This window comes from Bernardetia sp. Wsw4-3y2 (assembly GCF_037126295.1).
Lineage (GTDB): Bacteria > Bacteroidota > Bacteroidia > Cytophagales > Bernardetiaceae > Bernardetia.
Genome location: NZ_CP147017.1, coordinates 4,851,104 through 4,864,634, shown reverse-complemented (window position 1 = coordinate 4,864,634; position 13,531 = coordinate 4,851,104). Strand labels below are relative to the sequence as shown.

At 30.2% G+C, this 13,531-nt stretch carries 15 protein-coding genes; 3 read left to right on the top strand and 12 right to left on the bottom strand.

Going from position 1 to position 13,531, the window contains the following annotated elements:
* Position 1: 1 nt before the first annotated feature.
* From V9L05_RS20455 to V9L05_RS20425, 7 genes are all read right to left on the bottom strand, one after another.
* Positions 2-349 (bottom strand): hypothetical protein, encoded by a 348-nt coding sequence (locus V9L05_RS20455; protein ID WP_338813723.1) that lies wholly within the window; start codon positions 347-349, stop codon positions 2-4.
* Entirely contained in the window at positions 349-747 is a 399-nt protein-coding gene (locus V9L05_RS20450; RefSeq protein ID WP_338813722.1) for a hypothetical protein, read from the bottom strand. Before V9L05_RS20450 ends, V9L05_RS20455 begins: the two co-directional genes overlap by 1 nt.
* Positions 748-813: 66 nt before the next feature.
* On the bottom strand, positions 814-1,344 hold the full coding sequence (locus V9L05_RS20445) for a hypothetical protein (protein ID WP_338813721.1): 531 nt from the start codon (positions 1,342-1,344) through the stop codon (positions 814-816).
* 43 nt (positions 1,345-1,387) lie between these two features.
* On the bottom strand, positions 1,388-1,792 hold the full coding sequence (locus tag V9L05_RS20440) for a hypothetical protein (RefSeq protein WP_338813720.1): 405 nt from the start codon (positions 1,790-1,792) through the stop codon (positions 1,388-1,390).
* A gap of 37 nt (positions 1,793-1,829) precedes the next feature.
* Positions 1,830-2,708, bottom strand: coding sequence for an AAA family ATPase (locus tag V9L05_RS20435; RefSeq protein WP_338813719.1), 879 nt, complete (start codon positions 2,706-2,708; stop codon positions 1,830-1,832).
* A gap of 12 nt (positions 2,709-2,720) precedes the next feature.
* The gene (locus tag V9L05_RS20430) at positions 2,721-4,787 is read right to left on the bottom strand and encodes a transposase family protein (RefSeq protein ID WP_338813718.1); all 2,067 of its coding nucleotides are present in this window, start codon (positions 4,785-4,787) and stop codon (positions 2,721-2,723) included.
* Between the two features lie 2 nt (positions 4,788-4,789).
* A complete protein-coding gene (locus V9L05_RS20425; protein WP_338813717.1) occupies positions 4,790-5,041 on the bottom strand; it encodes a hypothetical protein in 252 nt (83 codons plus the stop codon).
* A 142-nt stretch (positions 5,042-5,183) separates the two neighbouring features.
* Between V9L05_RS20425 and V9L05_RS20420 the strand changes: the two genes are divergently transcribed.
* On the top strand, positions 5,184-5,615 hold the full coding sequence (locus tag V9L05_RS20420) for a helix-turn-helix transcriptional regulator (RefSeq protein ID WP_338813716.1): 432 nt from the start codon (positions 5,184-5,186) through the stop codon (positions 5,613-5,615).
* A gap of 475 nt (positions 5,616-6,090) precedes the next feature.
* On the opposite strand, the gene V9L05_RS20415 is transcribed toward V9L05_RS20420, so the two are convergent.
* From V9L05_RS20415 to V9L05_RS20400, 4 genes are all read right to left on the bottom strand, one after another.
* Positions 6,091-7,659: a proton-conducting transporter membrane subunit gene (locus V9L05_RS20415; protein ID WP_338813715.1), complete on the bottom strand. Its 1,569-nt coding sequence runs from the start codon at positions 7,657-7,659 to the stop codon at positions 6,091-6,093.
* A gap of 100 nt (positions 7,660-7,759) precedes the next feature.
* On the bottom strand, positions 7,760-8,188 hold the full coding sequence (locus V9L05_RS20410) for a DUF5684 domain-containing protein (protein WP_338791634.1): 429 nt from the start codon (positions 8,186-8,188) through the stop codon (positions 7,760-7,762).
* A gap of 526 nt (positions 8,189-8,714) precedes the next feature.
* A complete protein-coding gene (locus V9L05_RS20405) occupies positions 8,715-9,131 on the bottom strand; it encodes a DUF5684 domain-containing protein (protein ID WP_338791635.1) in 417 nt (138 codons plus the stop codon).
* Positions 9,132-9,275: 144 nt separating this feature from the next.
* Complete coding sequence (locus V9L05_RS20400; protein WP_338813714.1) at positions 9,276-10,733, bottom strand: FAD-linked oxidase C-terminal domain-containing protein; 1,458 nt, start codon at positions 10,731-10,733, stop codon at positions 9,276-9,278.
* A gap of 281 nt (positions 10,734-11,014) precedes the next feature.
* On the opposite strand from V9L05_RS20400, the gene V9L05_RS20395 reads away from it, so the two are divergent.
* A complete protein-coding gene (locus V9L05_RS20395; protein WP_338791638.1) occupies positions 11,015-11,824 on the top strand; it encodes a hypothetical protein in 810 nt (269 codons plus the stop codon).
* 218 nt (positions 11,825-12,042) lie between these two features.
* Positions 12,043-12,510: a hypothetical protein gene (locus tag V9L05_RS20390; protein ID WP_338813713.1), complete on the top strand. Its 468-nt coding sequence runs from the start codon at positions 12,043-12,045 to the stop codon at positions 12,508-12,510.
* A gap of 13 nt (positions 12,511-12,523) precedes the next feature.
* Here V9L05_RS20390 and V9L05_RS20385 read toward each other — a convergent pair whose 3' ends face one another.
* Complete coding sequence (locus tag V9L05_RS20385) at positions 12,524-13,357, bottom strand: hypothetical protein (RefSeq protein WP_338813712.1); 834 nt, start codon at positions 13,355-13,357, stop codon at positions 12,524-12,526.
* Positions 13,358-13,531: the final 174 nt, after the last annotated feature.

Sequence of the window (13,531 nt, the reverse complement as noted above, 5' to 3'; positions counted from 1 at the left end):
TTTATTTTGATATGTATTGTAAATAAGCAACCGTTAGAAGCAATGCTTTTTTGTGTTGTTTCTCATTACTCATACTTTGAATAATATTTACACAACATGCCTGAATGTTTTCTTCTATATTCGTGTATTGCTCAGGATCACTTTCTATTTTTAGAATTATTTTATCTATTAGATTTTGTTTAAATTCAGAATCATTGAAACGTTCTAATAAATAAATTTCCATTTGTGTTTTTGAAAGTTCTATAAAGAAAGAAAAGTTTTTTTCCTCTAATGAATTTGCCTTTTCAGATAGCTCAACAAGTGGCACAAATAAGCGTGACAATTTCCCTATTTTATGTTCTGTATTCATTATTTTAAGAGTTTAATAGTTTGTTCAGATTTTTCATTATCTGAAATATAAAAGTTATTAGAGCGATTGAATTTATCTTTTAAACTCATTACTAATTCACTCATAAAATAATGCTCATATTCATTTTTTGTGTGAAAGGGAAAAAGTTTACCCATTGCCATCGCCTGAGGAAGTTCCATTACAAAACGATAACCGTCCTCGTGTTTTGAAGGAAGAGAAAGCCTATCAAATTTTGATTTGAATAGAATAAGTAAGTTTGCCAAGGCTATACTTTCATAGTTCAATTCCAAATTGAATTCAATGGCATACTGTAGTTGTCCTTGTATAGCATACCATTGTTCTTTATTTAGATTTGATATTCTTACTTTTGTATTGTCTTTATTTAGTTCTATTTTCATAGAAATTAGAGTTAAAAAAAGCCTTTCAAATATACTTTAAAAGGCTTTTAATGAGGTTTTGAAATATTAAGATTGGGAATCGTAGGTTTTGACTTTGAAACTAACTAAGTTATCCTGAACCAAAATGCCACATTTTTCAAGTGTTTTTTTATCCACCTCAGCAGCTTTAAAAAGATTTTTAAGATAGTTCTTATCTATCTTTTTAGTAATATTTGTGGCTTTTTCGGCTTGTTTTGCTGTTAAATTCTCAGCAAACAACTGAATAACGTCCTCGTCTTTTAATCCTTTCTTGATTGCGATTGAAAGTGCTACGTTATTAAATTTGATTTCGCCTAAAGAATCAAATACAACTTTTTCACTTCCATTTTGAATACAAAATTGTTTTAGAAAAATTTGGTCTTCCTCAATTTTCTTTTTTAGATATTCCAAACGTGGTGAATATTTCGTTTGAAGTGCTGCAATTTCCGTTTCCAAATTCCCAGTAAGAAGTGCGTGTTCGGCTTCGTTTGTTCTGTAATTTGCGATACGATTCTCAGCTTCTTGTTTCGTAAAAACAGTTTCTGAATTTTGCTGTTTTTTGACTTTTGTAGTTGCCATAATTAATTATAAAATAAGAGTGATAAAATGATTAAATAAAAGTTTATTTTGATGCCCTCATTTGAGAGCGTAATTTTTTAGAGTTATGTTCCCTTATTATTTCTAACGAGGTTATAACATCATTTAGATTCCATCTTTCAATATAGTCTAAGCGTTTTTTTGTAGGAATATTTGGGTTTTTGATAAGGTAAGTATCAATTTTTTCACGTGAATTATAGCCCATATCTTGACATATATATTCTACCTTTGCACGCATACGTAAAAGGCTGTTATATTCCTCAGATTGAAGTAAGTCTGTTATGACTTCCTGAGCTTCCTGATAGTCTAATTCAGTTACTTTTGCAACGTCATAAGGATAGACTAATTCAGACCTTTTTTTTGAAGCATCTTGCCAACAAAGATTTGTAATGACAATGATTCTGTTTTTCTGCTTAATTGTAGATTTCATAATTAAAATAGTTTTGGAGTTGATTGAAAAATAAAAATTAAACGCCTTCATTGACTAATTTTAGAACATCAAATGTTACTTCATTTCCATTTGCGAGGCGTTCTGCATTTGTGAGTAGTTCTTTTAGAGTGCCTAAGTTTTGGCAAACTCTAATTATATAGTTTATAGCATTTGGTTCGCTTATTCCTCTACCTTTGGCTATTATTTTAGCTTCTTTACTAGAAAGTTTGGTTAGTTCTTTCCACAAGCCTATTCGGCGATTCATTTCACGAAAACCGAGTTTATCTTTGCTACACATTTTATCTATGTAGGTTTTCAGATATTCTGTACCTGCTATGACTATTCCTGCACGTCCTTCTATTTCGTCATAAATAAGCTGAAGTATTTGAAGTATACTGTCTTTTACTTTACCAAAATCGTCAAGAATTAAACAAGCGTCTTTAGTCTTTATCAGAACTGAGCAAATACGTTGTAACTTCTCTATTGCTTTTCCTTTTGTGTCTTCACGCATAGAGCGTAAAATTTCAGTCAAAAAGTCATTTTTATTCATGAGAACGTTACAATGAACATAGAAGCAATTAACTTCATTTTCAGATTTGTATTTACGTAAAGCCGTTGTTTTACCCTGTCCAGTTCCACCAACAATCGCTAATAAACGTTTGTGATTTTGAGCTTCCTCACAAACGGCAAAAATAGATTTATAGCTTTTCGTTTTTACTACAAACCAATCCGATAAACTAATATTCAGAGCTTTTGCCATTTCACGAATTTTTGAATCTGAAATATGATCCATTTCGCCTTTTCTTATATTTGATATATATGCACTTGAAACACTTATTTCTTTTCTAAGCTGTTCGCCTGAAACACCCTGTTCTAAGCGTCTTAAAACTTCGTTTCTTACTAATTGCTTTATCATAATTGTTTTGGATTATCCAGCGATTTCCAATTCGTCATCGTCGTCGCTATCGTTTTGAAAATTAAATAAAAGATTATTTGAATAGTTAATTTTGCTATCTTGTCCTATTGTGATTGTTTTTTGTGCATCCTCAATTGCGTTTAGATAGTCTTTTTGAATATTTGATTTTTGAATTATTTTCATATTGTCAGGAACATTGTCTATTCTTGAAACTCTCATTTCGTCGACTAAAAGCATTTGTTCCTTTTGCGCTTTCCAAATGTTTTCTAATTCTTGACGGCTACCTTCAGTATAATCTACAATAGCCATTGGCTGCTCAGGAGCTTTTGCAAGTGCTACATGTTGTTCGTCTATTGTAAAAGGAACATCATTTTTGTAAAGCCATAATAAAGAATCGTCATTACCTAAAGAATTTGGATCAAAACGCACTTGATAGTTTCCGTGAAGGATTCTACTATTTAGCGAAGCATCATAAGAAATGAATGAATATTTTTCATTCTGATATTGAATTGTAATGCCATCGTTTGTGTATTTGTATTCGCCTCGACCGTGTTTAGTGTCTTTTCCCCAAAAGAAGAAAGCCTCACGGTATAATTTTGCATCAAAGGGACGCTGTTTTTCCTTATCCTTAGCAAAGTTTTCATAGCGTGTAATTTCGTGTCCTTCTTTCTTTTCGTAATTCCATTGAATTACTGCTTTTTCAATTTGTTCGTCGAGTTCTAATTCAGTAGGAAGTAAATCAAAGTTATCTTTAATCCATTCTCTATTATCCTTAGAATCTATTTTTTTAGTAGTGATATTTCCACCACTAAAATTATGTTCGTACTTCAAAACCTCCGTGCAAAAACGGTGGAAGAAAGATTCTATAATTTTAGCTCGTGCATTACCAACTGAAGCAGGCGTATTGTAACGAGATATAGCTTTCATAACACTTTGAATTTGACCACTTTTTAGAGCCGAACTATTATCATACTGTAATTGAATAGGAAAAGTGTTAGTTTGTCTAACAGCTTTTCTTAAACAGTCTTTTACCGTTTCAATAGTTTCAGTTTCAGAAATAGAATATCCTAAAATAGCCTCAGAGTGTGCGTCAATAGCTGCAAAAATATACTTTCTACCAGTTGTCCAAATGTTTTTTGTTTTTCCGTTTTTATCAGTTGTCTTTTTGCATTTTTTATAATGTAGTTCTAAAGGCGAACCGTCAAGAACCCACATTGCACCCCCAAAAGATGCACGTTTACGCTTAATAACCATTTCAAACTCGTTTCTTGCAAAACTTTTTCCGTGGCGTGGTGCGTACCAAATTTGTTTTTGACTTGGGTGGAATAAAAAGGTTTTTATGGTTTGGCTTGTAACTGTTTTATTTCCAAACAAAGGCAATGATTCATTATAACAAGCCTTATTATAAATACGAGTAGTTTCTTCTATACTAAATTTTCTATGGTCAGAATAAGTAAACAAGATAAAGTCCTCAGCATCTTGAGTTAGTTTTTGACCGTTTTTCTTTCCTGTATTACCGTCTAATAGTGTTTTATAGCCTTTTTTATTAAAAGCTATTTCTTTTCTTTGTAGCGTTTGTATGCTAGTTACATTTTTTAATGCTTCGTTTTGTTCTTCCTTTAGATATTGCAAAACAGCCGTTCTTAAATCATTTTTGTCATAAAAACCTATTTTCTTAATTGCTTTTTTGCCTTTAAATTCTAATAATAGACGTAACCATTCACACGCACGAGCGTAATGTATAGATTTTTCAAATTCAAAATACTTTAGATAGAATTTCAAATCGTCATTATTAGACACTAATCTATTTTGTAAATTAGAAATAGCGTCTAATTTTTCTTTATCTACATTAGAAACTTTGTCAGAACGAACAGTCGCCCGAATCTGACCAAGCTCAGGAAGTTTTGATTTAGTAGGCGTAGGAATTGAATCGTACTTAATAAGTAATTCTCCTTTTTCTTCCACCGTTTGCCAAGATTTTCGCCCTTTTGCACGACTTACCGATATAGCCTTATAGATATAGCTTTCACTAATACTATTTTTAGACAGTTCAATAAGTTGTTTTACAGATAATTCCATTTTTAAGCTGCGTTTTTGTTCAATTCTAATTTTTCTAATACATTTTCAAACTCAATTGAAAAGTCTTCATTTCTGTTTTCAATTTTCTCTAAAAACTCAGCTAAGTAAATTATATTTAGTTGCAAGCGAGTTTCTTGCTTATAATTGCCTTTTATGACCTTTCTAACGCATCTTGCCGAACAATTTATACTATTAGCTATGAGAGTTTGGTCGCCGTATTTTAAATTATATTTAGAATGTCTTGGAGTTTTCATATAAATTAGATTATATTTGTCAAAAAGGGAACAATCGTTCCTAATTATGTTTAACAAACATAGATATTCTAAATTAGAATTCCAAATCATTTAGAATAAATTAGACAAATATTTAAAATTATTCCAAAACAAATTTATAATTATGTATGACATTGAAGAATTTTACAAGCAATTAGACTTGTACATGAAAAGAAATGGGCTAAACGCTCAGGAAGTAGCCGACTTAATAGGAGTTTCACGAGGAACTGTTTATAATTATCTATCAAAAGAATCTAAGCCAAATTTTGAAAAGGCTTCTAAGATTTTCAAGATTTTAGAATTAGACACCGAACTTCTTTATCTAAAAAAAGAAAAATTGATTCCAAACACCGAAAACGAAAAGGGTAAGGTCGAGGGTAAGGAAAAGGGTAAGGTTGAGGGTAAGGTAACGAGTGAAAGTCTTGATTTTTATGAGAATGTTATAAAAGGAGATTTCAAGACTGCTTTAATTATAGAATTACGCAAACAAATAGAAACTTTAGAGCGTCAAACTCTATTTTACGAACAGATTATAAGACAGAAATTTGAACTGTAATCTCTATAAATCTATAAAAAAAGCCTTAAAACATTGTTTTAAGGCTTTTTCTTTGTTTAGTATATTCTAAGACCTTTTAATATGAATAGAGTAGCCTTATAATCACTCTCAGTTAAAACTAACTTCTAATTAATTCAAATATATTCAAATTTCATTGTAAATATCTGTCTTATTATATAAGTTTAAATTAGACAAGTTTAAAAAATATGTATTGATTAGATTATTTTAATATTACCTTTTTTTGTTTAGTTTTGAAAGCGTTTTGAAGCCCAATACCTATAATCCAGCCAATAGGCATTAAAATTTAAAATATTTCAAAATTCCCCTTTTTATGTATTGATTAGATTTACTTACTTATCTGATTGAGTTTCATTTTGGATTGTTGGTGTTTGGTGTCGCTTCGCTAAAATACCAACAACGACATTGGTCTATTAATAATGGAGAGTTAATCCTATCTAGTATTCGAAAGTAGTTTTTACAAAAAACGAATCGCATAAATAGCCAAAACTACATTTATCAAAATTAATAATCCTGTCAAAAAAAGTGTCAGAGTAGAAATTGTATTTACCTCAAAATCTTTTTCTCCTGTCATTGTCGGTGTCCCCACCGACGATTTGATAAACAAATAATAAGGAATTTTGAGATAATAAAAGAAACCTATTAGAGTTGCTAGTCCAATTCCGATAAGAGAAAATAAAAATGTAGGATTAGAATGATTTTGATAATTCTGAAAAGCTACAAAAATCACAATCATTTTTACCAAAAAACCACCCAAAGGAGGAAAACCAGCCAAAGAGAGAGAAGCAATAGAAAGAATTATTTTTGGAATAAAAGAAAGGTTTTTTAAGTTTTTTATTGATAAATCAGTATTGGTTATGCTTTCTAATTCTGCACAAAACTTCCAAATAATAGCATTTGATAGGATATAGAAAATCCAAAAAATCAGAATTCCGTTGGTAGAAATAACGGCATTTTGAAAGTTATAAACTAAAAGGAGAATCAAAAAACCTACTTGAGAAACTCCTGAATATGCAAAAAAACGTTTGAAATTGCTTTGTTGAATGGCTAAAAAACCACCAAAAATAGCCGACAAAACTCCCAAAATAGAAAGCGTGGAAAAGATAATTTCTTGAAGGTTTGAAGGAATACTTATTAAATAATTCAGAATAAAAAATAAGATTCCACTTACAGCAATTTTGGGAATAGTTGCCAAGAAAAAAATAGTTCCAGAAGAAGCATTCTTATAGATTTCACTTATCCAAAAATGAAGAGGAACGGCAGCCAGCTTGAATAAAAAACCAATTCCTATTAAAAGAAAACCAATCAGAAAAGTAATTTGATTTGATTCTGTTGAAGAAGCATTGAGAAAAATATCAGAAATATTAAAACTAGCATGAAAAATAATAGGAATAGAAAAAGAGCCACTCATTCCATACCACCAAGAGAAACCGTAAAGCAAACAAGCTGAACTAACAGCACCAAAAACAAGATAATTGAAGGAAGAAGCAATTAGTTTTCCTTTACTTTTTTTATTTTCACTTGTATCAAGAATTTGCTTATCATAAAAAACAACTAATAAATACCCACAAATAGACAGCATTTCCAAACTCACATAAATTCCAAAAATGTTAGCTGAAATAAGTAGAAATTGTGCGCTCAAAATTCCTCCTAAAAGAATGACAAACCATTCTGAAACTGTTTTTTGTAAAAAAGAAGAGGACTTATGAGAAGAATATTGAATCCAAATAGCAAATAGTCCAGAAACTGAAATCAAAATTTTGAGATAATAGGTAAATCTATTTTGATAAAATAAATCATTCCAAAAGAAAGTAGTTGTATCTGTTTCAAGTTTACCTAAAGAAAAAATAAGTAAACCAATATTTACCAACAGAACAGAACTACAAACAAAAGGCACAAAAAAGTAAGTTAGTTTTTTAGGCAAAAGCAAACCACAAAAAGCAAGCAGCCAAGCCAAAACTAAAAGCAGTTCTGATTTAAAAAAATTTACATCTTGCCAAGAAAAAAAATAAAAAGTATCATTCATGTAGTGTACACTTTAGTGTGCAAAAAAATGTACCGTACCCTTTAGGGTGCGAGAGAAAATAAGACCACAAAGGTAGAATAAATACAAAAAGAATGAAAGACTATCCTCTATCTAAAACATCATCATCATAAAAAATTTCTTTTTGTCCTTGAAATTGTGCATCTCCAAAAGCAAGCACTGGAAGAAATATAAATGGCAAAAGAACCATTCCTACACCAAACCAAGCATTTTTATCAAATTTTTTGGCAAGTTCTATATAGATATAAAAGTATAAAACATAGTTCAGGAGAGGAAAAAATAAACCAATTATCCAACCTTTAGGCTTTTCTGTGATGTCTAGCAAAATGATAAAATTAAGAATAGGAATAAGACCAATCCAAGGCATTTTTCCAGCTTTTTTAAAAATTCCCCACAAACAAATTCCACGCACAACATAAAACAAAAAAACTATTCCAAGAGGAAAAATAAACTCTATAATTAAATTGACAGGAATATCTCCACCAAACGAAGAAGCAATTAAGTTAAACATACAAGGAAGTTTATGACAATAAGACAAGTTATTTTCTAGCAAAAGTTTACTTACGCTTTTTTCTTTTTATAAAATATCTAATTAAAAAGAAAATAAGGATTACTGCTACAATAGCTATAACAGCAAGCACACATAGAACAATAAAAACTCCTATCATTCCATCATAGGTCACATACAAAAATACTCTATTCATATTTTTTTAAGTAAAAAACTTCTCAAATCTAAGTGTTTACGAATAGTTGATAAATTTTAAATAAAAAAAAGGTTGCAATACAATTAATTTAATTCTTATTATTTCTACTTTTCTTTATTATATATTTAATAAGAAAGTGTATAAAAAATCCTATTGTGATAGTAGGTACAACTATCATTATAACTAAAACTGTTACCAGTCCATCATAAGTTACGTATAAAAAAATTCCATTCATAGTTTTTTATTTTTTGAGTTAAAGCAAAAAACTTCTCAAATCTAAGTGTTTAGCAAAAATTTGAGAAGTCCGTATTTGTTATTTAGAAAAAGAAAAGATTATCCTCTATCTAAAATACCGTCATCATATACTTTTTCGCCTGCCATTGTGCCTTGATATTGGGCATCTCCGAAAGCAAGCATAGGATAAAACACAATAGGTAATAATATCAATCCGATAGCAAAACCTGTATCTTTTCCAAATACTTTGGCAAACTCTACAACTGAAACAATAGCTATATAAATACCATAAAAAGGTATAAATAAATACAAAACCCAAATGGCTGGTTTGTTAATAATTTCCATCATAATGACTAAGTTATAGATAGGAACTAAGGCAGTCCAACCAGGTTTGCCTGCTTTTTCATAAATTTTCCATAAACATACATAAATAAAAATTTGAATAAGGACAACAATTAACATAAATGTTCCCATCATTGCCATCATTCCTGCCAAAGCAGCTTCATTCTGATCCATAAGAGTAAAATTAAAATTAAGTGAGAGATAAGTAAATTTGTGTGATAAATAATGCTTCAAAATTCTAAATAAATCTTAAAGCAATAGTCAATAAACTAAATTTTTATCAAAAAACGAAACTTTATATCATTATTTAATCAAAATTTAAAATATCTTACCTGCGTTTAATATTCCATTTGGGTCAAATACTTTTTTGATTTCTCTCATCAATCTTAGATTTACTTCGCCTAACGCAATAGACATATACGGACGTTTGGCAATTCCAATTCCGTGTTCACCTGAAAGCATGCCACCCAAACGAACAACTTCTTTAAAAATTTCTCCAATTCCATCTACTACTTTTGTGTTCCAATCTTCTTCCGAAATTTGTTCTTTCAACACATTTACATGTAGATTTCCATCACCTGCATGCCCAAAACAAACTGAACGAAAACCATATTGATCACCAATTCTTTTGATAGAAGTAATAAGCTCAGGCAAATTTCCACGAGGAACAACTACATCTTCTGCTTTTGTGAGTGAATAAGCATTTACGGCAGGCGAAATATTTTTACGCAATCTCCAAAGTTCTTCCTTTTGAGCTTCCGAATCGGCAAACAAAATTTCTCCTATTTTAAAGCCATTTTCTAATGTCTCAACAATTTTTTCGGCATCTTGCATCATTGATTCTTCGTTGTTTCCATCCAATTCGATAATCAAATGGGCTTGTATAGTAGAAGGCAAATCAATATTTGTCTTTTGATTCATTTTATCTTCTAAGTAAAAAGCTGTTCTTTCAATAGCTTCTCGTTCCATAAATTCCATCCCTGAAGGAGTAACTCCTGCAATATAGATGGCTGAAATAGCTCTACATGCTTCTTCATTACTTTCAAAAGGAACTAGTAAAGCAATATTTTTATGAGGATAAGGACGAAGTTTGAATACAATTTTGGTAACAATACCCAATGTTCCTTCACTACCAGTTATTAACTGAGTCAAATTATAACCAGTAGAGTTTTTCAAGACATTTGCCCCTGTCCAAATAATTTCTCCTGTTGGCAAAACAACTTCCAAATTCAAGACATAATCACGAGTGACACCATATTTTACAGCTTTTGGTCCTCCTGAATTGTGTGAAACATTGCCACCAATAAAACAACTTCCTTTACTTGCTGGGTCAGGTGGATAAAAAAGATTTTTTTCTTTGACTGCATTTTGGAAAACTTCAGTAATTACGCCTGTTTCTACAGTTGCTTGGAGATTTAATGTATCAATTTCAATAATTTCATTGAAGCGTTCCATAGAAATTACTACACCATGATTGGTTGGCAATGCACCTCCACTCAAACTTGTTCCCCCACCACGAGGTGTAACAGGCAAAATATGCTCATTACAAATTTTCATTATTTCACTAATTTCTTGAGGTGTGCGTGGTTTTAAAACGACATCAGGTAAAAAAGAATAATCTTCAGTATGGTCACGAGAGTAAGTATCTCGGTTTTTATCGTCTGTAAAAATGTATGCTGCACCTACAATTTTCTCAAAATCTTGAAGAATTTGAGGAGTAAGTTTCCCAAAATGATTTTGTGACGTTTCTTTGAAGTTTGCAATATCTAAAGACATAATAATGGAGTTGAAGTTTTTGATTAGTAGGATTACAAAAATACGATTTTTCTGTCTTTTCTCTACTTTGTTATCTAATTTACTGTTATTTTGTCGTTATGCAGAACAAATTGTGTAATAAAAAGCACTTTTTTTTACTGTATTGGTATTGTTGTTGCATTTTTATTTGAAATTTTGAATCAAAATATGCACATTTGCATGTCTGTTTTAAAAAGTAAAGAACCAATTTTTAATTTTATCGTTCTTACTAAAAAAAACCACTCTAAAAAAGCTAACTTTCTATGAATCAATCTATTTACAAAGATATAAATACTTTACAATCAACTACACCAAAAGTGATTGTTCTTCCCCAACCAACTTTAAGAAGCATTTTGGTAAATTATCTTTCAGAGTTATTTTCTTCAAACCTAAATGAGGAACGTGTAAGAAATAGTAAAAAGCTATTTTTTGGCTTATTTTTGATAGTTATTTTTTTTACTTTGGGCATATCTTCTGCTTTCGCTCAAGATGATTTTGTAGAAGACCCAATGGGGAAATCATCTATTTGGCAACAACTTACCGAAAACCCTACTGATTCTACACTTTGGGAAAATTATTATGGTAAGCCTTTTAGTGCCATGAATCAAAAAGAAGCTGAAAAAGTGAACGGGTGGAAACAAGAATTAATGCTTCGTAAACTAGCTAGTAATGATGCCGTTATTGGTTTTGTAATTACAGATGAGATTGATGAAGGGTTCTTTATTGATGAAGCTGCTTTTAGAGAATTTGAAGCACAGATTCAGGCAGCTAAGGCAAGTGGACAAGCTGCAACCATTACCTTTAAGGACATACAAGGGTTAGAAGCTATTATCATGCCTGAGTGGGAAGGCATGTCGGATTTAAAACAAAATATTGCAGAAAACTTTGTTATATTAGAAGATATGTATAAGGATATTTTTACTGAACAAGGAATTGATTTTCAAAACTATACAGTAGCACATCCAGATGGAAAATATAGCCAAATAAAATGGATTGAGGAGTTAGATGGAAAACTTCGTAAAGCAAAAGAAAATCAACTCAAAGAACTCAAGAAAAAATATAATATGAATTAATAACACTTAAAAGAAAAATAATAAAGTTTTTTCAAACTTATTACTTGTTTTTAGGTTACTATGAAAAGGTAAGTATTCTTTCTTACGACTTTTTTTGTAAAATTTATCAAAAGTCTAATTTTTAGAGGAAGAAATTTTTAGCTTATTTTATTTTTTTTAGAATTTGTAGTTCTTCAAAACTAGAACAAAATTCTTACATTTTTTTATCTTCTTTTATTATGCAATCATTCAATCAGAAAACCAACAATGTTATCTTAAATGACATTGAAGTAATAGCTAATACAGAGTATTACACTATTTCGTATTCATATTCAAAAAACCGTTTTTATCTTACCATTACAGGCTTTTGGAAAAATCCAGATGTAATTTCAAGTTATGTAGATGATTGGAGGAAAGCCATGCTTTTGGCAGTTCCTAATTTTACATTACTTACTGATGCTACAAATGCAAAAACTTACCCTCCTTCAGTAATGGCTGTCCATAATGAAGCACAACAAATAGTTATAGATGCAGGACTTATGCAGGTAGCTGAAGTTCTCCCAGAGAGTGCATTTTTAAAATTTCAATCTGAATTATTAACTGAAAATAGCCAAATGCCTTGTTCAAAATTTAATAATTTGGAATTAGCTGAAAGATGGTTAGATAATTTGCAAAAAACTCTTTTAAGTAAAAAGCATAGTGCTTAAACCATTTTTTATTTTAAAAAAGATGTTCAGTTGGAGATTCTAAAATACTTACTTTTCCTTTGTACTCTTTCTGTATTATTTTTAGAACTTCTCTTTCTTTCTTGTTTTTTGTGTAAAAATGTAATTGTACAAACGGAGCAAAACTAGCCAAAGCAAACAAAAACAATTCAGTTTCTAAATGTGATTTAGTAGGTAGTTTGTGGCGAATAGTTATCTTATTTTTTCTGATAATATACAAACTATTATCAGAAGAATTTTTAGATTTATCTATTAAATTTCTGCTTTGTGGATAGGTAGTTTCATAAGTCTTTACATATTCTATAGCTTCAATTTCTTGAAAGGAATAGAAATCCTCTCCTTTTAACTCAATTCCTTTCTCCGTAATTTTTACTTTTTTAATATTTGCACCAAAGGTTTCTCTAAAACTCTTTGTTTTTGCCAAAAAGCCAAATACTATTGATAAAACTAAAGTTAAAATGGTTTGAACATAAAAAGGTATTTCTGAAAATAACTTAGGAAAAATAATGAGTAAGACTGAGGCTGAAATTGTTGTAAATATAACTTGTAACGTTTCACTAGAAGAGTAATCAGAAAATTCAAAATTAAATTTTTCTCTTTTCTTGGCAAAAAATGAAGTCGCTTGTGGAGGAATAAAATCAAGAGTTTCAGATTGCTCACAATGTTTTGAGTTCATATATTCCCAACTCTCTTTTAAAAAAACAGATTGACAATTAGCACAAAAAACAACAATATTATCTGCTTCTATGCTATCTCCAGTTACTCCATCTAGTCTTCCAATTATATGAGAATGCCTTTGAGAATCTAATTTATGTATATGACTATTCATTTTATTCAATGTTTGAATATCCAATGTTGATACTAACATAAGTATTCATGCTAATAAGTAATTGAGCTAAATTATTTACAGCTTATTTATTAAGCCTCTTTTTTAGAATGAATGAATGAGACAGTTAGAGTGTATTTTCCACCTTTCTGCTCCTCTTTTTCCACGATTAAAATC

Coding starts and splice junctions, on each gene's coding strand:
- V9L05_RS20450 (WP_338813722.1), bottom strand. CDS start 747: ATGAAAATAGAACTAAATAAAGACAATACAAAAGTAAGAATATCAAAT.
- V9L05_RS20445 (WP_338813721.1), bottom strand. CDS start 1,344: ATGGCAACTACAAAAGTCAAAAAACAGCAAAATTCAGAAACTGTTTTT.
- V9L05_RS20425 (WP_338813717.1), bottom strand. CDS start 5,041: ATGAAAACTCCAAGACATTCTAAATATAATTTAAAATACGGCGACCAA.
- V9L05_RS20420 (WP_338813716.1), top strand. CDS start 5,184: ATGTATGACATTGAAGAATTTTACAAGCAATTAGACTTGTACATGAAA.
- V9L05_RS20390 (WP_338813713.1), top strand. CDS start 12,043: ATGCAATCATTCAATCAGAAAACCAACAATGTTATCTTAAATGACATT.
- V9L05_RS20430 (WP_338813718.1), bottom strand. CDS start 4,787: ATGGAATTATCTGTAAAACAACTTATTGAACTGTCTAAAAATAGTATT.
- V9L05_RS20455 (WP_338813723.1), bottom strand. CDS start 349: ATGAATACAGAACATAAAATAGGGAAATTGTCACGCTTATTTGTGCCA.
- V9L05_RS20435 (WP_338813719.1), bottom strand. CDS start 2,708: ATGATAAAGCAATTAGTAAGAAACGAAGTTTTAAGACGCTTAGAACAG.
- V9L05_RS20405 (WP_338791635.1), bottom strand. CDS start 9,131: ATGGATCAGAATGAAGCTGCTTTGGCAGGAATGATGGCAATGATGGGA.
- V9L05_RS20415 (WP_338813715.1), bottom strand. CDS start 7,659: ATGAATGATACTTTTTATTTTTTTTCTTGGCAAGATGTAAATTTTTTT.
- V9L05_RS20440 (WP_338813720.1), bottom strand. CDS start 1,792: ATGAAATCTACAATTAAGCAGAAAAACAGAATCATTGTCATTACAAAT.
- V9L05_RS20385 (WP_338813712.1), bottom strand. CDS start 13,357: ATGAATAGTCATATACATAAATTAGATTCTCAAAGGCATTCTCATATA.
- V9L05_RS20395 (WP_338791638.1), top strand. CDS start 11,015: ATGAATCAATCTATTTACAAAGATATAAATACTTTACAATCAACTACA.
- V9L05_RS20400 (WP_338813714.1), bottom strand. CDS start 10,733: ATGTCTTTAGATATTGCAAACTTCAAAGAAACGTCACAAAATCATTTT.
- V9L05_RS20410 (WP_338791634.1), bottom strand. CDS start 8,188: ATGTTTAACTTAATTGCTTCTTCGTTTGGTGGAGATATTCCTGTCAAT.